This window comes from Streptomyces sp. TLI_053, assembly GCF_900105395.1.
Classification (GTDB): Bacteria; Actinomycetota; Actinomycetes; order Streptomycetales; family Streptomycetaceae; genus Kitasatospora.
The window spans coordinates 16281-35649 of the sequence record NZ_LT629775.1 but is presented as its reverse complement, the minus strand read 5'-3'; the positions used below and the strand labels follow the sequence as shown (position 1 = coordinate 35649).

General features: G+C 72.0%; 20 protein-coding genes. 17 read left to right on the top strand and 3 right to left on the bottom strand.

The window, feature by feature from the left end:
• Positions 1–73 precede the first annotated feature (73 nt).
• The 4 genes from BLU95_RS00175 (at position 74) to BLU95_RS00160 (ending at position 4498) form a co-directional block, all read left to right on the top strand.
• Complete coding sequence (locus BLU95_RS00175; protein WP_093858073.1) at positions 74–727, top strand: nucleoside/nucleotide kinase family protein; 654 nt, start codon at positions 74–76, stop codon at positions 725–727.
• On the top strand, positions 724–2208 hold the full coding sequence (locus BLU95_RS00170) for a hypothetical protein (RefSeq protein ID WP_093858072.1): 1485 nt from the start codon (positions 724–726) through the stop codon (positions 2206–2208). Before BLU95_RS00175 ends, BLU95_RS00170 begins: the two co-directional genes overlap by 4 nt.
• Positions 2205–3857: a hypothetical protein gene (locus BLU95_RS00165; protein ID WP_093858071.1), complete on the top strand. Its 1653-nt coding sequence runs from the start codon at positions 2205–2207 to the stop codon at positions 3855–3857. The genes BLU95_RS00170 and BLU95_RS00165 overlap by 4 nt, the downstream gene beginning before the upstream one ends.
• A gap of 95 nt (positions 3858–3952) precedes the next feature.
• A complete protein-coding gene (locus BLU95_RS00160) occupies positions 3953–4498 on the top strand; it encodes an NUDIX domain-containing protein (RefSeq protein WP_093858070.1) in 546 nt (181 codons plus the stop codon).
• Positions 4499–5042: 544 nt separating this feature from the next.
• On the opposite strand, the gene BLU95_RS00155 is transcribed toward BLU95_RS00160, so the two are convergent.
• Positions 5043–5753, bottom strand: a complete 711-nt coding sequence (locus BLU95_RS00155) for a hypothetical protein (protein ID WP_093858069.1) — start codon at positions 5751–5753, stop codon at positions 5043–5045.
• 482 nt (positions 5754–6235) lie between these two features.
• Here BLU95_RS00155 and BLU95_RS00150 point away from each other — a divergent pair, with 482 nt between their 5' ends.
• From BLU95_RS00150 to BLU95_RS00110, 10 genes are all read left to right on the top strand, one after another.
• A complete protein-coding gene (locus BLU95_RS00150; RefSeq protein ID WP_093858068.1) occupies positions 6236–6505 on the top strand; it encodes a helix-turn-helix transcriptional regulator in 270 nt (89 codons plus the stop codon).
• A 148-nt stretch (positions 6506–6653) separates the two neighbouring features.
• Entirely contained in the window at positions 6654–7487 is an 834-nt protein-coding gene (locus tag BLU95_RS00145; RefSeq protein ID WP_231978162.1) for a DUF6083 domain-containing protein, read from the top strand.
• Complete coding sequence (locus tag BLU95_RS00140; protein ID WP_093858066.1) at positions 7480–7992, top strand: SLOG family protein; 513 nt, start codon at positions 7480–7482, stop codon at positions 7990–7992. The genes BLU95_RS00145 and BLU95_RS00140 overlap by 8 nt, the downstream gene beginning before the upstream one ends.
• A gap of 154 nt (positions 7993–8146) precedes the next feature.
• Positions 8147–10417 (top strand): SF1B family DNA helicase RecD2, encoded by a 2271-nt coding sequence (gene recD2, locus BLU95_RS00135; RefSeq protein ID WP_093858065.1) that lies wholly within the window; start codon positions 8147–8149, stop codon positions 10415–10417.
• A 559-nt stretch (positions 10418–10976) separates the two neighbouring features.
• Entirely contained in the window at positions 10977–11240 is a 264-nt protein-coding gene (locus BLU95_RS41940; RefSeq protein ID WP_159424647.1) for a transposase, read from the top strand.
• Between the two features lie 59 nt (positions 11241–11299).
• Entirely contained in the window at positions 11300–11569 is a 270-nt protein-coding gene (locus tag BLU95_RS45430; protein ID WP_353653530.1) for a zinc ribbon domain-containing protein, read from the top strand.
• Between the two features lie 228 nt (positions 11570–11797).
• Positions 11798–12040 carry a hypothetical protein gene (locus BLU95_RS00125; protein ID WP_502689781.1) on the top strand — a complete coding sequence of 81 codons (243 nt, stop codon included), beginning with the start codon at positions 11798–11800 and terminating at the stop codon, positions 12038–12040.
• Positions 12015–12539 (top strand): DUF6879 family protein, encoded by a 525-nt coding sequence (locus BLU95_RS00120; RefSeq protein ID WP_093858062.1) that lies wholly within the window; start codon positions 12015–12017, stop codon positions 12537–12539. Before BLU95_RS00125 ends, BLU95_RS00120 begins: the two co-directional genes overlap by 26 nt.
• A gap of 23 nt (positions 12540–12562) precedes the next feature.
• Positions 12563–13411 carry a helix-turn-helix domain-containing protein gene (locus tag BLU95_RS00115; RefSeq protein WP_093858061.1) on the top strand — a complete coding sequence of 283 codons (849 nt, stop codon included), beginning with the start codon at positions 12563–12565 and terminating at the stop codon, positions 13409–13411.
• Between the two features lie 363 nt (positions 13412–13774).
• Positions 13775–14107 (top strand): ATP-binding protein, encoded by a 333-nt coding sequence (locus BLU95_RS00110; protein ID WP_159424645.1) that lies wholly within the window; start codon positions 13775–13777, stop codon positions 14105–14107.
• A gap of 260 nt (positions 14108–14367) precedes the next feature.
• Here BLU95_RS00110 and BLU95_RS41930 read toward each other — a convergent pair whose 3' ends face one another.
• On the bottom strand, positions 14368–14532 hold the full coding sequence (locus BLU95_RS41930; RefSeq protein WP_159424644.1) for a ricin-type beta-trefoil lectin domain protein: 165 nt from the start codon (positions 14530–14532) through the stop codon (positions 14368–14370).
• 174 nt (positions 14533–14706) lie between these two features.
• The gene (locus BLU95_RS00100) at positions 14707–15327 is read right to left on the bottom strand and encodes a hypothetical protein (protein ID WP_159424643.1); all 621 of its coding nucleotides are present in this window, start codon (positions 15325–15327) and stop codon (positions 14707–14709) included.
• 183 nt (positions 15328–15510) lie between these two features.
• On the opposite strand from BLU95_RS00100, the gene BLU95_RS00095 reads away from it, so the two are divergent.
• From BLU95_RS00095 to BLU95_RS00085, 3 genes are read left to right on the top strand one after another with little or no spacing between them, the layout of a single operon-like run.
• Positions 15511–16146, top strand: a complete 636-nt coding sequence (locus BLU95_RS00095; RefSeq protein ID WP_093858057.1) for a hypothetical protein — start codon at positions 15511–15513, stop codon at positions 16144–16146.
• A 14-nt stretch (positions 16147–16160) separates the two neighbouring features.
• Positions 16161–18614: a helix-turn-helix domain-containing protein gene (locus tag BLU95_RS00090; protein ID WP_093858056.1), complete on the top strand. Its 2454-nt coding sequence runs from the start codon at positions 16161–16163 to the stop codon at positions 18612–18614.
• Complete coding sequence (locus BLU95_RS00085) at positions 18614–19162, top strand: hypothetical protein (protein WP_093858055.1); 549 nt, start codon at positions 18614–18616, stop codon at positions 19160–19162. Before BLU95_RS00090 ends, BLU95_RS00085 begins: the two co-directional genes overlap by 1 nt.
• Positions 19163–19369: the final 207 nt, after the last annotated feature.

The window sequence follows — 19369 nt, the reverse complement described above, 5'->3', positions numbered from 1 at the left end:
CCGCGGGCACGGGCCCCGGCCCGTGCCGGGCGGCCCGAACCCCACCCCCCTTTCGTGGTTCAGGAGGCACAGCATGCGCATCCTCGTCGACGGACTGGACATGTCGGGCAAGACCACCCTGGTCGCCGCTCTGATCAAGACCCTCGAAGCCCGAGAGGTCCCCGCGGTGCGCCACCGCGGGATGCTCGCCGAGCACCACCCCGTCGAGCCGCTGCTCAAGCGGCTGCCGCTGGTCCGGCAGGCCGAGAGCAGCGCCATCACCGCGGCGTTCCTCGTCGGCGGGTACGCCCTCGACGGACTCCTCGCCCGCCTCGATCCGCCCCTGCCGGCCGGCGCAGTGATCATTCAGGACGGCTACGCGGACCGCACGATCGCCTTCGGCCTGGCGGGCGGCCCCTACCTCGCCGCCGTGCTGTCGCTGTGGGCCCGCCGGGTGTTCGCCACCTTCGACGTCGCCGTGTACCTGCACGCCGGCCCCCAGGTGCGGCGCGAGCGGATGCAGATGCGGGCGGACGTGGACGCCGCAGACCGCCGCAGCGTCGAGGACGAACGGTTCGCGGCCCGCTTCAACGCGAGCCTCCTGCACCTCGTCTCCCGCCGCCACCGCACCCTGCTGGTCTTCGACACGGCCGAGCACACGCCCGAGGAGATCGCCGACCAGGTCCTCGCCGCCACCGGCATGCCCGCCCTGCAGGCCACCGGCCCCGCCTACGGGCGGACCGCATGACCTTCCCCGTTCCCGCGCACGACACCGCACTGTGGCAGGCGGCCGAGCACGACCTGCGCACCGCCCTCGACGGCAGGCCACTTGTGGCGGTGGAGCGGTTCGCCAGCAGCGGCCGCACCTCCTACACCGGGCCGGCGCCGATCGCCGCCGCCCGACCGGCGCTGGCCATCGGCTGCTACGAGACCTGGGGGAGTGCCTCGCCCATCCAAGCGCTCACGCTGGAGGGCCGAACCGCCCGCCGCGGCACCGCCCAGCGCCGGACCTGGACGAGAGACCTCGACCGCAGCGCCCAGGAAGTCCTGCGCCGCCACGGGCGGCCGGTCATCGCCGCCTGGTACGCCACCGACCGGCTGCGGCGGTGGGCCGGGCCGCGCGGCACGCTGGCCGCCGTCGACACCGCCCTGCGCGCCGAGGTCGAGGACAAGGCGAACTTCGGCGACATCCTCGACCAGGCAGGCGTCCCGGCCGCCCTGCACCTGACCGGCGCCCGCATCGACGCCACCCTGCCCGCCCTGAGCGAGCTGCGCCGCCTCGTGCGCTCCGAGCGGGTGGTGGTGCAGCGCGGCGCGGACTGCGGCGGCCGCGGGACCGTGTTCGTCGACGACGAGGCCGACCTCGCGCGGGCGGCGGAGATTGCCGGCCCCTACCGGGTGACGGCGTTCGTTGCGGGCTGGTCGGCGAACACCACGGTGCTGTCCGTCCCGGACCACGCCGGGCGCCTGCGCGTCTACGTCGACCGCCCCTCCCACAAGGCCGTCGGGGTGCCGCAGGCCGGCATCGCCGCAGGCAAGAGCGCCGGCAACACCTGGTGCCTGCCCTGGCCGAAGGACGCCGCCGCCCGCCTGGTGGACGCGGCCGTGCGGATCGCGACCTGGGCCTGGGACAAGCACCGAATGAAGGGCCTGTTCGGCCTCGACGCGCTGCTGACCTGCGACGGCGAGGTGTTCCTCAACGAGATCAACTGCCGCAACCAGGGCACCACCGAGGTCTCCGCGGTCAACCAGCAACTGCGCGCCCTGCCGCCGTTCCTGATCGCCCACCTGACCACGATGCTCGACCACCCGGTCACCTGGCTGCCGGACCCCGACGACTTCAACGCGGCCACCGTCGACCTCGCGGCCGGCTGCGCACCGGGGCCCTACTACCTCAAGCTCCGCCACCGTGGCCAGGTGCCGGTCCACCTCGGCCCCCACCTCGGCGTCCCGGGCGTCTACCGCGTCGGTGGGGGCCGCCTGCGGTGGGTGCGCTCCGGCGCCCACCCGGCCGACGCCGGGCCCGGCGAGGTCCTGCTCGCCAACCTCCCCGCCCCCGGCACCGTCTGCGAGCCGGGCGCCGAACTCGGCACCGCCGAGGGGATCGCCACCGTCGTCGACGCGCCGTTCGCCGGCCCGCACACCCTCTCCGAGGCCGGCCGCGCACTCCTGGCCGCCTTCGACCAGTACCTCGTCCCCGCCGACCGCAAGGAAGGAACCGCCCCATGACCACCGCAACGGTCCCCGGCCTGCGCGACCAGCTCGCCGCCGTGCCCGACGACGCGCTCACCCGCCTGCAGTACCTCGCCGCCGAGGTCGGCTGCGTCAACACGTGCGCGATGTGCAGCCAGGCCGCCGGCAGCGACCTGTGGCGCTTCACCCCGCGCGGCCTGGCCCAGCTGATGACCGCGCTCGCCGACGAGGCCGCCGCCCGCGGGATCCGGATCGCCCGGGGCCGCATCCACCGCCCCGGCGTCCTCTTCCCCTACCTGGACAACGACATCGGCTCCTACCCGTACCTCGACACCTACGCCGAACTCGCCCGCGACGTCCTCCGCGTGAAGATCCGCATGTCCTCCGTCGGGTTCTCCGCCAAGAACACGGCGCTGACGCAGATGCACCGCCGTATCGCCACCGACCTCGGCGACGTCTTCGACGGCATCCGCTTCTCCCTCACCCCGTACGCCGCCGGCTACGTCGGCAAGGCCCCCGGCACCTCCCGCGACCAGTACACCGCCGACCTCGCCCACACCCTGCGGATCTACCGGCCACTGCTGGAGCGCCTCGGCCACGGTGCCGCCACAGCCGCCGTCGAGCTGCGCTTCGCACCGCTCGTGGGCATCGCCGACCTCACCGACACCCACATCGACGGCCACCACGTCCTGCAGGTCGGCCCGCACCTGCTGATCTCCGCCCGGCCCAACGCCGACCCGCTGCCGGTCACCGCCATCGAGCGCCTGGACGAACAGGGCCGGCCCGTCCTGTCCGACCCCGGCCGACCCTACCTCCACATCACCGCCGACGCCGCCCGGCCGACCGGCGCCACCGTCCACGACGCCCTCGCCGGCCTCCTGACGGTGCAGCACCGAGCCACCCCCGTGGGCCTGCACCGCCTCACCAACGCCGACGGCGACTACTACAGCGCCGACCCCGACTTCCACCCCGACGGCCGCTTCACCGCCCTCAGCATCTACCCGGCCACCGGCAAGCGCAGGAAGTCCGGCTACACCGACGCCACCCGCCACTTCCTCAACACCCTCCTCGACCACAAAGCAGCCCGCGGCCTCGCCCGCCGCGACCCGTTCCCCGACGCCACCGCCGCCGACATCGACACCGTGCTCTGCGCCCTACGCCTCAAGGCCCAAGCACTCGACCCCGTCGACAAGGCCGCCGCCGCCCACCTGCGCGAACGCGTGATCCCTATGGTCGGCGTCCACGCCCGCGCCCTGCTGAGCGCCGGCCACCCCGCCGCCGCGTTCTTCTCCCGCGACTTCACCATCGACACCGGCCAGATCGTCAACCAAGGACGCGCCCTCCACCTCCTGCGGGGCCTGGCCGCCACCGACGGCGAACCCATGACCCTCCGGGAGGAACGCGGATTCGGCCGGGCCAGCCTCTCCACCGCCCGCGGCCCGATCTGGCGCATCACCCCACTGCCCTTCACCGGCACGCGCCTGCCGCTCGCCGTCACCGGCCGCAAGAACCCGCCCACCGAGCAGCCCACCGTCCTCATCGAGAAGCTGGACCCCTGCCACCTCGCCCCGGTCATGCGCACCACCGGCCGCCGGCTGCGCCGCTTCACCCTCACCGGCGTCGAGATCGAGCACATCGCCCAGAGCGACGCGCGCGCCGCCCACGGCTTCCCCGGGGCACGCTAGAGCACCTCAACCCACCGACCCCTCCCGGCCGTTGAGCCGGGAGGCCGCTGGAAACCTCCAGCACGACACCGTCCCCACCGAGGAGAACCAACCCCATGAGCACCACCGAAGCGACGACGCCCGAGCCGTTCAGCAGGATCAAGGTCCGCGTCACCGGCCTGGTCTTCTGCGGCACGGATGTCGCGCTGCTGCGACGGGACCGGGCCGACTCCGTGCACTGGACCACCATCGGAGGCAACGTGCAGGACGGCGAGGACTACCGCGAGGCCGTCCTGCGCGAGCTCGAGGAAGAGCTCGGCCTCGGACCCGGCCTGGCCTCCACCGCCCCGGAACTGATCTGGATGGCGGACGCCCGGATCACCCGCCCCGGCCCGACCCCCTCGCCCCGCAAGTTCCACCTGATCTACCGGCTCCATGTCACCCCCGAGGTCCGCGCCCGCCTCGCCACCCAGGAGTTCGACGAACTCCCCGACGGCGGACACGAGGTCGGGACCGTCGAATGGCACGACTGGCGCAAGGTCGACGCGCTGCCGCTCTTCCCGCCGATCGGCACGCAGATCGCCGCACTGGCCAGCCCGACCGCCCCGGTGCACAGGTTCGAGCTCGAGCCGATCACCGACGAGAACTACACCTGGATCTGACCCGCACCACAGCAGCCGTGCTCCGGCCGAACCGCAACCCCGTGGAGTCGTTCGAGGAAGGGCGACTCCACGGGAACACACGCAGGGCCCCGACCGGTGTCGAACCGGCTCAAAGCGACGCGCGCCGGCCGGCCCCGGCCCTGCACACAGGAACGGGTTCCGGCTCGACCTCCGTGACCCGGACCGACGCCGACCTGCCGGTGCCGGGAGCTCCGGGTCGGCTGCGGTGCCGACAGGCTTCGAACCCGCGGACAGATCGGAACAAGCACCGCCCCGTCTCCGTCGGTCGACGTGAGCGGGACCCGCCCACGCCGATCGCAAGGGGCCGCTCTGCCACGGCACCGCAGCCTGCGGGAACACGCGCCGTCCCGCTCCGGCCCACGGCAGAGGGCCCTCGTCGGCGCAGCGAGGCCCTGTCCGCCAGCGGCAACCCCTGCGACAGCACCCCGGACGTCGAGCCGGAACCGTGGCTCGCCGACAAAGTCGGCCCCCACGCCACCGGGGCGGGGGCCGACCCGGGGGAGAAGGAGAAGACGCCGGGACGTCACCGCGCAGGCGTGCACAGCAGAAGACCGGCGCCCACCGTCCGCCAGCGATCGAGCAGCCCCACCGCGCCGATCCCGGCCAGGGCCCTCTCGAACGCCTCCGGGCACTCCAGCCCGCACACTCGCGCCCCACCGTCCGGATCGAGGAGGAACGGCACCCCGGACTCCTCCTGCCACGCGGCCACCGTCAGAGCGGCCAGCCGCGCGCAGGCACCGGAGCCCGCCAGCCGACGATCGGCCAGAGCATGCAGCGCCCACTGGCCCGCCCGCAGCCGTCCGGGCCGGCCGACGAGTTCGGGGAGGAACACGGCCGGCCCCCCGTTCTGCGCCCGGGAGAGGTAGCGCAACCAGCCCGCCGCCTGGAGCTCGGCGAGAGCGGCGGGGCCCGGGATCCGCAGAACCTTGAGTAGGCCGGGCGGCAGCGGCGACAGGCCCGACGGCCGCACCCGCAGCGTGCAGACCACCGCGAGCAGCCGGGCCTCGGGCCCCACCGACGCCTCCAGCGACGCAGCGGTGTACATGAGCGCGGCGCGGGCCGCGAGCCGCTGCTGGCGCGGCGACGTGGCCTCACCGCCGCCCCGGCGTCCGCGCGCGGCCCGGTGATCGGCCCGGTGCCCGGGGACCGGGGCGGCGGGGGAGCGGACCGGGACCTCGGCGGCCCCCCGGATCGCACGGGTGCACCCCTCGCAGACATCGGCGAGATACCACATGTGTCCGTTGCTGCGCCGGAACAGCGACAGCACGACAAGGCCGGTGCAGGCGCCGGTCCGTCGGTGCCAGGGACAGCCGGCCGCACGGCAGCGGCAACTGCGCAGATGGGCCGGGAGCCTTTCGCCCAGCGCGTGTTCGGCCAGATGCGCGACCACCGTCTCGCGCGCGGCCGCCGGGGTCGCCGGAAGCCGCGAGCGGCGCCCGCACCGCGGTGACCCGCAGAGCCACGAGCGTCGCTGCGGATCGATCACCACCGACCACACACCGACGGCCGGAGCACCGCTCCCGCCCCCCTGCATCGACCGCGCCGTCCTTTCCCGCGCCCACCCGCCCTCCTCGGCGCGCGCCCGGTCGGCGGCCCGGGACGGAGCGGCGGCCACCCTAGTGCAGGCTCCTGCCCTTCCACACGAAGCCGGAACCGGAACAAATAGGGCAGAGGTCTGCACTGACAGGGCAGGGGTCTGCACCGTGCGATAGCACAGTGATCATCCCGCCGCCCGAACCCAACCTCACCGCGCTGCGCCTGGAGCTCGCGCGGCTGCGGGACAGGCGCGGCTGGAGCTACGACCAACTCGCCGCCCAGAGCGGCCTCTCGCGCCGCACCCTCATCGAAATCGAGGCCGGTCGCACCATCGGAACGCTCGCGACCTGGCACGCTCTCGCCCACGCCTTCGACATCCCCTTCGGCGGCATCATCGCATCCCTGTGCGACGGTCACACCCCGCCCGGGCCCGACCGGCAGGCTGACTGACCACCGGTCGCGCCGCCACTCGAACGAGCACCAACAATCGAACGCCAGCCCAGTGGACGGCCGCCCCTGCGAGAAGACACCCACTATCGGATGACCTCGGCGCCGTCCGCCGCCGGCACACGGCAGGACACGTGTGATCTTCACGCGCATGACATCCCGTTCCTTCCCGCCCGGACTTCGCTGGGACGGCTCCCGTCGCGGACCGCAGACCAGCAGAGCCCTGCGTATCGACCCGAACAGCCCCACCAAGGCCCTGCGCTCGGCACTCATGGACACCTGCCGCCGCTGCGGCAACGCCATCGAATGGTGCTACCGCGTCGACAACGGCCACATCCCCCTGCACCCCGCGGAACTGTCCGCCGCCCGCGTACCCCCGTCCCTGCGCTGGTACATCGCCCACGGCATCGCCTACCCCGTCGGCTCCGATTCGCCCTGGTGCCGCATCCCCCACCCCGACCTGTGCCCCGCCACCAACCCCCGCCCCCCGGCGGACAACCTCGACGGACTCCGCCGCACCCTCGCCCTCCGCACACGCAGCCTGATCGACCTGGGCCTGCTGCCCCCACCCGGCCCGGACGACACACCATCGGCAAATTCCGGACCCGCCCGCCCCGTCGTCCACCTCCTCCACACCGACTACCTCGCCCCCGGCCCCGTGCACACCATCCGCTGCGTCGCCCAGACCCGTCGGCGGCGCCGCTGCCCCCAACCCGTCGACACCCCTGTCCCGGCCGGCCGATGGATCCTCCTGCCCCTCCAGGGCATCCCCACCACACCCGCCGTCACGGCCGTCTACCACCTCGCCGACCTGTCCCACAGTGAACAGATTCGCTGGCGCCACCAGCACTGCTCCTTGCACCGGGCCGGCCACGCGGCCGACGTCCTCCCCCCGCAATGGCAACTCTTCGACGCCACCCTCCACCACCAGCACATCCACCCCGCACTACCCGACACGTACCACCACCGAGGCACCGATGCATGACTCCCGCGTCCTCGTGTGCGGAAGCCGCCGCTGGCCCTGGCCCGACACCATCCACACCGTCCTCGACCGCCTCGCCGACCGCCACGACACCCACCTCGTCATCATCGAAGGAGCCGCCACCGGCGCCGACCGCGCGGCCCACCGATGGTGCACCCAACAAGCCCTGCCCGCCTGGCGCCACCGCTGCTACCCCACGGCATGGGACGCCGACCGCGCCCGACGCCCCCACACCTGGCACACCACTACCACCGAACGCCACCTGGCCATGCTCCTCGACGAAGAACCCGGCCTCGTCGTCGCCTTCCACGAAGACTTCGACCCCACCGGCGAAACAGGCGACACCTGCCTGAAAGCCCTACTCCTCAGCACCCCCGTCTGGCTCGTCCCCACACCCTCCGCCGACCACGGCCAATGGCTCACCGAAACCGACTTCACACCCGGCCACACCGCCCGCTGCGCAGCCCAGCTCCAAGCAGTCCGCGCCCGGCAAGCGCTCTCCGGCTGACCCGCGCCCCGTCGACTCACACCCACCGGGACGCGCCCGTACCGACACCCCGCGACAGCACCGCAAGGTGCGCCGCGTGAACTTCGGCACCGCTAACGTCCTGCCGAGGCGAGCCATCGCCCCGCCACACCCGCCCACGGAGGAAGCACCACCGATGAACGGCCAGCAGGAGACGGTGAACGGCATCGTCGAACGGATTCTGTACGTCAGCAGCAACGGCTGCACCACCCTGCGGCTCGGCCTCGAAGACGGCACCACCGTCACCGCCAGAGGCGAGGCACTCCTCGGCGTCCACCCCGGTGAAACCCTCAGGCTCACCGGCAAGACCACCCAACACCCCACCCACGGGCCACAGTTCCACGCCCACGACTGCCACTACACCGAACCCGCCACCCTCCACGCCATCCGCAAATACCTGGCCTGCGGACTCGTCAAAGGCATCGGCCCCAAACTCGCCGACGCCATCGTCGACGAATTCAAGGAGAACACCCTCCACATCATCGACACCACCCCCGACCGGCTCCGGGAAGTCCACCTCATCGGCCCGGCCCGCTGTACCGAGATCATCGCCTCCTGGCAAGTCCACCAGGAGATTCGCCAGCTGATGATCCTTCTCCAGAGCGCCGGCATCTCCGCCACCCACGCACCCCGCATCGCCCGCCACTTCCGCGTCGAACGCCAGGAGGCCCACGACGTCGCGGACGTACTGGAGATCATCCAGGACAACCCCTACCGGCTCACCGAGGTCTACCGCATCGGATTCAGACTCGCCGACAGACTCGCCCTCTGGCTCGGACTGCCCGAACAATCCCCCCACCGCCTCCGGGCCGCACTCCTCCACACCCTCGACGAAGCCGCCCTCAAAGAAGGCCACTGCTTCCTCTACGAACGCCAGCTCTACGCCCGCACCACCAAGAACCTCGCCGACGACGCCCTCACCGATCTGCTGCCCGCCCAACTCGACGCCCTGCGCGCCGAACGGCGAGCCATCGTCCAGCCCATGCCTTACGGGGACCACTACCGCCCGGCCGTCTTCGCCCCGCACCTGTACGCCGCGGAGTCCTCCGCCGCCTCCCGCCTCGCCCGCCTTCGCGCCACCGCCACACGCCTGGCGCAACTGGACCACTGGCACACCGCACCCCTCCCGCTCGGGGACCGCCGACCGCCCTTGGCACCGGCACAGGAAGCCGCAGTCAGGATGACACTTAGCGAACCGGTGTCCGTCCTGACCGGCGGCCCGGGCTGCGGAAAATCGTTCACCGTACGCACCGTCGTCGATGTCGTGGAAGCAGCTGGAGGCCGGGTCGCCCTCGCCGCGCCCACCGGCCGCGCTGCCAAACGACTGAGCGAACTCACCGGCCGCACCGCCACCACCGTCCACCGCCTCATCGGCACACCGCACCACGAGAACGACGGACCGGTCAGCCTCTTCGACGCCCACGACCCTCTCGAAGCGGACCTCATCGTCGTCGACGAGGCCTCCATGCTCGACCTCGCCCTCTTCGACCGGCTGCTCGGCAAACTCACACCCGGCACCCACCTGCTCCTGGTCGGCGACGTCCACCAGCTCCCGAGCGTCGGCGCCGGCCAGGTACTGCGCGACCTCCTCACCGTCGCCGCGATCCCCCGCACAGAACTGACCGAGGTCTTCCGGCAGGGCGAGGACAGCGCCATCACCCGCAACGCCCACCGCATCAACGCCGGCCAGAACATCCACAGCACCAACGACTTCTGGTTCATCAAGGTCCCCGATCCGCAGAACATCCCCGCCACCGTCCTGGACATCGCCACCCGCCGCCTGCCCACCGCGTTCGGCATCACCCCCACCGACATCCAGATCCTCGCCCCCACCACCAAGGGCCCGGCCGGCACGCACGAACTCAGCCTGGCTCTCCAGGCCGCAATCAACCCCCACTCCGACGGCCAGCCCCAGCACTGGGGCGACGGACGCCCCTTCCGCTGCGGCGACCGCGTCATCGCCGTGCGCAACGACCCCCGCAAGAGCGTCCTCAACGGCTCCACCGGCACCATCACCGCGATCGACGACAAGGAACGCCAGGTCCACGTCACCCTCGACGACGCCACAACCGTCCCGTACGGGTACGACGAACTCGACGAACTCCTCCACGCCTACGCCATCACCGTCCACCGCGCCCAGGGCAGCGAGTACCCCTTCGTCATCGTGCCCCTCACCACCGCAGGACCCGCCTACCTGCTCCTGCGACGCAACCTCCTCTACACCGCCGTCACCCGTGCCCGCCGCATGCTCGTCCTCGTCGGTGACGAAGACGCACTCACCATGGCGATCAAACAGCCCGCGACCCCACGCAACACCTCACTGGCACCCCGTTCGCACGAAGCGCTCACCGGCACAACAGTCCTCCCACGCCCGCTGAAGCCCCTCGACCAAGCGGCCCTCTACTGACGGGCACGGCCGCAAATCCACGCCTCACACATGCCGGTCCTGGCCAGCTGGCAGAGCCCGGGGTCGGCGACGGGGTCGGGCCGACGCCGTACGGTCGATGGCGAAGAAGACCCGCTGCCGAGCGGCCGGGCCCGGTTCCGGGACGGACAGGACGTTTCCGCCCCCATGCCGCAGAACACTGCCCGACCGATCTTCGCGTCGGAGCAGCTCGGCGCTGAGTGCCTGTGGCAGAGACAGCCGCTTCCTGATGTCCAGAAAGAGCGCTCCCTCGACCATCCCTGTTCCGGGACACAGGACGCGGGTGCCGGAGCGCTTGCTCTGACCCTGGTCCCAGGGGCACGGTGACGTAGGTCTCCCACTCGTACATCTGCCGGTCGCCGCCGAGCACGATCGGCTCCGCCGAGATGATTCGGGCGCTGACGCGGTGGGAGGCGACCCCCACCAGCGCTGCGGCGGCCGGATCTGCCGGTCCGACGCAATTGCTGCAGGCGACGCAGACGTGGGGGGCGGAACCGAACACCAACCACGCTCGGTAACCGAGCTTGTTCCGATCGCTGCGGTGGTCCTGGACCCGTCCGGCCGGTACCACGCCGGCTTCGTCGCGGACGTCGAACCGCAGCACCTGGCCGTCCTGGACACCGAGGTGGGGATCGACCTCGGGCTGACCGCCTACCCCGTGTTGTCCGACGGCACCGTGATCGACAACCCCCGCTTCCTGCGGAAGGCCGAGAGGAAGCTCAATGCCGCGCAGCGTGCCCTGTCCCGCAAGGCCGAGGGCAGCAGGAACCAGGCACACCGGCAGACGACCAGGACCATCCGCTAAACCCAGGCGGTGGAGGACCTGAACGTGCGCGGCCTCGCCGTACGAGCCCGGCCAAGTCCGTGCACGACGCCGGACGGCCCCCTTCCGGCGGCTGCTCGAGGAGAAAGCCGCCCGCTACGGACGGCACGTCGGCATCGTCGACCGGTACGAACCCCACATCGCAGGTGTGTTCCACCTGCGGGGTCCTGGACGGACCCAAGCCGCTGAACGTCCGCACGTGGACGTGCGGCGCGTGCGGCACCCGCCATGACCGTGACCTCAATGCTGCTCGAAACACCCTGGCCGCCGGACGTACATCGAAAATGCAGCGCGATGCCGCACAACCCTGAAGCACAGGCGCGCCCGATCGAGCGGAACCTCCACTCCTGCTGCACCATCGGGCTGTGATCGGCGTGTCGACACCGCTGCGCCACTCGCGGGCACCCGGCGACGGCTCCTGCCCGGGCCCATCTGCACCTCCACCCCCTTGACGGACCGTCGCCATCGGGTGAAGTGTCGTGCAAAACTGCGCAACCGACTTGGTACGGGAGGGCATCATGACGCTACGGTTCGCTGGAGTGGACTCCAGCACGGGCAAGGACGAGAGCCCAATGGTGTGGGTCGACGACAAAGCGAGAGAGCTGGTCCTTCAGGGCCTCAAACCCGGCGAGGAGCTCCTGGCGGAGATCGGTACGACCTCGTGGGTGCCCGGCCACACGGTCGGCATCCCCGACCACGAAAACGTGACCCGTATCCCGCTACGCATGGCTCAGGTCATCAGGAAGGCGCTGGACGATGCCGAACGTGAAGGCCTTCTCTGAGCTGCTGGCCGCCGCCCGGCATTCCGCAGTGCACCTGGAGATGCGTGACTCCTACGGCATCGCCAGCGAGGCCGCCGAGTTCGAGGAATTCCGGCGGACCGGTGTGCACCCGGATCTCGACCCCGAGGGCGCGGCCTGGTCCGGCTGGGTGTCGATGGTCCGGGCCACAGTCGCCCGAGGCGTTGCGATGCGCCGGGTTCGAATCGTTTCCGAGCCGGTCACCGAGTACATCCGCTACGAGCACGCCGGGACCATCGTCAACGTCACCGCCGGCGAGCAGGTCCGCTGGCTGCCGCGCCGCCGCGCCTCCGACCTCGCACTGCCCGGGAACGACTTCTGGCTGTTCGACCGGACCACGGTACGCTTCAACCACTTCACCGGCGACGGCGCCTCCGCCGGATCGGAGATGCGCCATGAGCCAGCCGTCGCGAAGCTCTGCGCGGACGCGTTCGAGGCCGTGTGGGAGCGCGCCGTGCCGCACGAGCAGTACACCCTCTGACACCCGACCGGACAACGAGCCCAGTGCCCGCCTCCCCGTCCTCCAGCGCCCAGGAAGCCCGCCTGGCCGTCGCCGCGCGGCTGCGTGAGATCATGCAGGACGCCGGCCTGCAAGGACGGGAGCTGGCCGCCCGGTGCGGCTGGGACGGCGCCAAGACCTCCCGCATCGTCAACGCCCGCACTGCGCCCTCGGACGCCGACATCCGCACCTGGTGCGCGGCCTGCGGCTCCGACGACCAGGCCGAGGACCTGATCGCCGCCAACCGGGCTGTGGACTCCATGTACGTCGAGTGGCGCCGCCTCACCCGTACGGGCCTGCGCCGCCTCCAGGAATCCGCGACCCCCCTCTACGAGCGCACCCGGCACTTCCGCTCCTACTCCTCCCGCGTCGTGCCGGGCGTCCTGCAGACCGAGGCATACGCCACCGCCCTGCTCACCACGGTCGCAGACTTCCGTCGCACTCCCGACGACGTCGCCGACGCCGTGAGGGCGCGCATGGCCCGCTCCCACGTCGTGCGCACCGGCCGCCACCGCTTCGCGATCCTGGTGGAGGAGTCCGTCCTCTACTACCGCCTCGGGACCGTCGCGACCATGGCCGAGCAACTGGAGCACCTACGGGCCGCTATGACGTTGCCGACCGTCTCACTCGGCGTCATCCCGTTCACCGCGCAGCGCACCATGTGGCCTGTGGAAACGTTCAACATCTTCGACGACACCGAGGGCGGGGTGGAACTGCTGTCCGCGCAGGTGACCCTCACCGCACCTAGCGATCTCTCGCTCTACGCGAGCGCGTTCGAGAGACTCAACGGCTTCGCGGTCCACGGTGCCAAGGCACGGGCCCTGATCTCCAGGGCCGCCGCCTCCCTGGGCTGAACTTCTGCAAACACGTGCAAACACGTTGAACGTGAATACCGTCACTCCCTACGGTCTATCCGTCGCCCACGGTGACGGGCCGGATGGCCGGGCCTTCCCAGTGCGGGTGGCGAGTTCGGCGCCGGTGCGTGGGCCCGCCCCCGCAGGGCCCACGCACCGGCCGCCGTCAACGACAGAACGGAGCCCACCATGACCACCCACCCCGCGCCCCGCCCACCGGGTGTGGCCCCGCCGACGGCGGCGTCGAGGAACGGGAGAGGAACAGCGAAGGCCGTCGACAGCCACGCGCCTCCGTCGGCTGCGGACACTGCCGAGACGTCGTTGCCCTACGAGCCGCAGTCCGCCACTGCGGCGCGCCGCCACGTGCGCACGACCCTGCAGGGCTGGGGCTTTGAGAACCTGGCCGAGGCCGCCGAGCTCATCACGAGTGAGCTGGTCGGCAACGCCGCGAACACCGGCTGCTGCCTGAAGATGACCGTCACCGTCGCCCGCGTCACCGACCAGTGCGTGAGGATCAGCGTCCGCGACGGCTCCCGGGTCCTGCCGTGCCTGATCGATGCCGGCCCCACCGCCGAGTCCGGCCGTGGCATGGCCCTCGTCCACCACCTCACCGGTGGCCACTGGGGCGCCACCCCCGAACCGCACGGCAAAACCGTTCACGCCGACCTGCGAACCCGGCCGCCGGCCGCCGGCTGACGTCCGGGGAGCGCGGCATGCACCAGGTCCACGACGAGCGACTCGGGGCTGACGGCCTACCCGGCCACGAACACCACCACCCTGCGGCGCACGAACCTCGGTCGGCAGGCGGTGCTCTTGATGCGAGGTGTGTGCCGGTCGGCCCGCGGGAGGTCCGGTGGCGCCCGTGTGCGGGATGCATGCAGGTCACGGTCCTCGTGGGATGCGAGGACCGTGACCTGTTCAGCGCTCAGTCGTGGTGGGGGGAGCGGGTTGTGGTGTCAGGGTGTCCGCTCGGGCTGGATCGTCCACTGCTGGTTGGCCTGGAGGCCGGGGCAGTCCCAGATTCCGAGGCGTGTCCCCTGGACGGTGGCCCAATCGGGCAGTTCCAGGCACTTGCCGCCCGGGTTGCCGTCGTCAACGGTGGCGGGCAGGTAGATAACCACCGAATCGTCCTGCTCGGAGGCCCGGCCTGCGGCCGCGTCCTGGTGACCGACCGGCCGATCGGCGCCGTCGTCGTCAACGGCGCCCGCTACACGATCACTGGCGTTCCCGTCCCGGCCCACCGCGCTATCGCGGCGGAGGGGGACGGGCGCGGCCTGTAGGACCTTGTCTGGTCGTCAGGTGGCCGGCGTTCGGAGATCAACGGCGGCCACCTCGGCGACGATGAACCACGGTTTGTGGCCGTCCCGCCTGCACTCGATCTTGAGTCGCAGTGGCTTGTTCTCCCACTGCCGCGTCCAGGAGCCGGTGTTCCAGTGCGGTGCGAGGCTCGGCTCCATCGCGAGCGGCTGGTGATCCCCGGCCTCCAAGGCGAACGTTCCCGAGACCCGGCCGAGCCGGTCGGCCTCATTGACGCCTGGCTTCAGGCGCAGCGGCGACCACACGACCGCGGCGAGTTCCTCCTCGGACGGTGAACCACCGAGGTGGGAATGCCCGGTGTGGTCGACGCCGGCCTCGTTCTGCACGGTGACGACGACTTGGTCCAGGCGGTCCAGGCCGACGGGGCCGGTCAGCTTGACCTGAAGAGTGCTCGTGTCGGGCACGAAGGTGAGCTGGATCTGCGGGGTGAGTTCCCGGTGCCAGCGGTCATGCTCGATCGCGGCAAGCGAGTCGGCGGTGCGGTTCGCGGCCCGCGAAGCCTCGTTCGATCGACGAGACGACAAGAGGGCGAGTCCTGTGGCTATCGCACTGCCGAGCGCGCTGGCGGTGCCCAGAAAGGTGGCGAGCGGAAAAGTCATGGCGGAGGCTACCAACCCCCGCTGACAATGCGCCTGCCTGTGTCAGGACAGGTCTGGCGCGCTCGGAAAGGCGGATGACGGAGACCAGGGGGCGCGTGGCGCTGGTACGCGCCCTTTCCTCTTTGGATCCAAGAGCGGACGCCCGTAGCATTTGGTTATGTTCTACTGTTTGGGGGAGCTCTCGTGATAATCAGTATCGGCGGTGAGCGGGTCGAGGTGCACGACGATCTTGGTCGGGCGCTGCTCGCGGCGCTGCGTGGCGAGCGGTTGGTGGAGCCGCCGCAGGCCTCCGACTTCGATGAGCTGACCGCCCTGGTGGCTGGCATTGGCCGGGTCATCCAGCACTTGGGCGTGGTCAAGGAGTTGGCGATGTCGCGCGCGGACGCCAGCGACAGCTATTCCAACCGGCGCGCCCTGGGACTTGCGGCCGGCATGGCGCCCTCGCAGCTGGGCCGGGTGCTGGAGGGCCACGGGTTGCCGCGCGACCGCCGGGCCGGCGGCGTGGACCTGGCGGTTGCGTTCCGCACGACCGACGACGGTGTGCTGCACCTGGCCGCCGAGGACGAGGTGGCCGACCTGCCGTCGTTCACCTTGGCGTCCAGCCCCGCACAGGACGGGGTCGAGCCCACCGGGTTCGCCGGCCGGGAACTCGAGTTCTACTACCGGCCGCAGGTCCCGATCGCGGTGGCCGACCTCGGACGCACCGCTGGCTACACCCTGCGCCCCGACCGGGGCCCGATCGCCTGCCTTACCGAGCAGGTTTTCGACGCCCTGTTCGGCGACCCCCGTGTCGACCCGACCCGACCCAACGGACGCTGAGGAGACCGGCCCTGATGTCGGATGACCTGTTCGACTCCGTGGATGCCCTGCTGGCGGCCGTCAACACTGGCCTGCCGCTGCCGGCTGAGCGGGCGCGGCTGCGTCTGGCGGCTGGGCTGACGCCCGCGCAGATCGCGGCGGCGCTGCGGGTGGACTCGGCTCTGGTGAAGGGCTGGGAGGACGGATCCGCCGTCCCGGGCCCGGACATCGCCCCGGCCTACGCGCGGCTTTTGGCGGGCCTGGCGGAGCGCTTCCCCGCCGCGCAGCCCGCAGCTGCTCCCGGCCCGGCTGTGCCGCAGGCGTTCACCGCCCCGGCGCCCGCCCAGGAGGCCACGGACGGCCTGGTGGTCCCGCTGCTCGACCAGAACCCGGACGGCTCGCTGGTGATGGGACCGGCGGCGCCGTGCGTGCAGTGCGGCCAGCCCTCCGTCTACCGGGCCCAGGGCCGCCCGATGCACCTGGGCGGGTTCTGCCGCCCCGCCGCCCCGGCGCCCGAGGCCGCCGCCACGGCCGTCCAGCAGCCTGTCCCGGCTCCGGCGGACCAGGCTCCGACCGCCTCGGCCCCGGCCGCGCCCGCTTCTGTCGCCTCGGCGCCGGTCCGGCCCGCACCCACCACGTCCCCGGCTCCGACAGCCAAGGCGCGCCCGGCGACGTCCCGTCCCGCCAGCCGCCCGGCTGCACCGCGCTCCTCCGGCCCGACCGCTGCTCCGTCCGCTGCTGCTGCGCGTTGGTGGCCGGCGGTCGCGCTGGACGTCGCCGACGGCGGTGGCTGGGTGCTGGACGTCCCGCAGGTCCCGGCCCCGGCCGGGACGAAGCTGGGTGACTGGTTCGCGTGGTTGGGCACCGGGCTGCCGCTGCGCGTCGACCGGTCCCACCCGGCCGGACGCGGGGGCGACGGCATGGTCTGCCTGACCGCTGCCGCGCTCAAGCAGCTCGGCCTGCCCACCGCACTCCCGACCACGGAGAAGGCCCTGACCGCGCTGCACACCAAGTTGGTGAAGGCCGCCGCCACGGTCGGCATGGAGATCAGCGACCAGATCGGCCCGTCCTTCCACGTCTTCCGGCGTGCCGGGTCGGCCGGTGGTCCGAAGACCTCGGTGCGGGTCACCATCGCGCCGTGGCTGGGCCAGGGCGACGGCCGCCAGCAGGCCGTCAGCGCGCTGGCCGCCCCGCTGGCCACCGCCCCCGACGGCGCCAAGGATGGGCTCACCCTGGCCCGCCGCTACCGCGCCTTCACCACCGACCTCGGTGTCGCCCCCGGCGCGACCACCGCCTCCACCGCGATGCTGCTCCTGGACGCGGTGCGACCCCGGGTGGAGTGGACCCGGGACCAGGTGACGGGGGAGTGGTCCTCGCATCTGCGCGAGGGCGCCCTGCCGACCGGGGACCTGTGCGTGCCCCCGGCCGCCGGCGCCCGCCACCCGCTCACCCGCGAGCTGCTCTCGCGCGGTGAGGCGCTGTGCGAGGAGGAGGACTACAAGTGGTGGGCCCGCGAGCTCACCCCCGACGAGGCCGCCCGCCCGTGGGCGGTCGCGGTCGACGTCTGCGCCTCCTACCTGTCCGTCACCGACTCCCTGCGCCTGCCGATCGGCCCGTACCAGTACGTGGAGCACCCGGCCTGGGACGGCAAGACCGCCGGCCTGTGGTGGTGCGACTTCACCACCACCGAGACCGACCCCCTGCTGCCGCACCCGGCGACCTTCCACGGCCAGCCCCCCACCGGACCCGGCTGGTACGCCACCCCGACCGTCGCCTACATGGCCACCACCTACGGCTTCGACCCGGCCACCATCACCGTGGCGTACCTCAGCACGCATACCGCTCCGCTGCTCAAGGAGTGGACCGGCCGGATCCGCGCCGGGTACAAGCGCGCCTACGCCGACCTTGGCCTGACCGACGGCCAGAGCCCGACCGAGTTCCTGGCCGCCTACGCGGTCCACAAGGACACCGGAGGTGACCCGGTCCGCGCGGACGCCCTGGTCCTCGCCGGGCTCTACAAGTCCATCTACAAGGGCGGGATCGGCAAGTGGGCCGACTCGGCCCGCCACCTCGACGACGCCACGTGGCTGGAGAAGATCGCCGCCGCCTGGTCCTACCGCCCCGAGCTGCGCTTCCACATCATCGCCGCCGCCCGCATCGCCGCCCACCGCCGCCTGCGCAAGACCTTCCAGCTCACCGGCCGGGCCCCCTTCGCGGTCAACGTCGACTCGTACCTGTACGCCGCCGACGACCCCTCCCCGCTGGAGCTCCTGCCGGTCAAGGAGGACGGCACCCCGGTCCCCGGCGCGCTGCGCCTGGGCATCGCGCCGGGCAGCCACAAGCACGAGTCCTCGATCCCGCTGGCGGCCGTGGTCGAGGTGATGGAGCGCCGGGAGCACCCCTCCAAGCTGGTCCACCACTACACCACCGACGGCATCGCGCTCCGGCAGGAGCAGGCCGGCACCGACATTGAGGAAGGCGGGAACTGATGGCGGGCAAGGGGTTGTTCGGCCGGGTGCGTGAGGCGCTGTTCCCCTCCCGGAAGGCGCCGGTGCAGTCCACGACGCAGGCCGGCCAGGTGCGGGAGCGCAAGTACGGCGGGAACACCAAGGCCATGGCCGCCGCCTACGGCGTCGTGCCGCGCACGGTGCTCCGCTGGATCGACGGCACCCGCCACCCCAAGGGGGAGGACGCCGAGCGGCTGCAGCGCGAGGCGGTCGATGTGCAGACCACCGAGCGGGGCCGGGAGCGCAAGGCCAAGCAGCTGGCCCAGCGCGGCACGGTCTCCGGGGTCGGGGCCCGGGTCGGCCGCGCCGTGAGCTTCGAGATCCGCGGCTCGGACGCCGTCCGGGCCCGCGACATCCAGCTGAACCTGACGGGCGAGCAGGCCGCCGCCCTGGCCCTCGCCGAGGACGAGGGCGAGGTGCGGCAGATCGTCGGTCAGGCCCTCGCGGACTATTTTAACGGTGGCGCCGGCTACGGCGGCTTCACCGCCGACGACTTCGACTTCGACCCCAACGACTTCGACCTAAGCTGATCACCCCCGCCCGGGTGCCGGGGGTGCAAGATCGGTTGGTCCGGTCCGCGCTGGACAGCGGCGCCGCTCCTGCTCGCCGTCTCGCCCGTGGCGCTGCCCGTAGGTCGGATGGCTCGGTGTGTCGGTGGTGGCTGCAAGACTGATGATATGGCTGGAGACTCACAAGGGGCGTTCGACGACGCGGTGCGGGTGGGGAACGCCAACGCG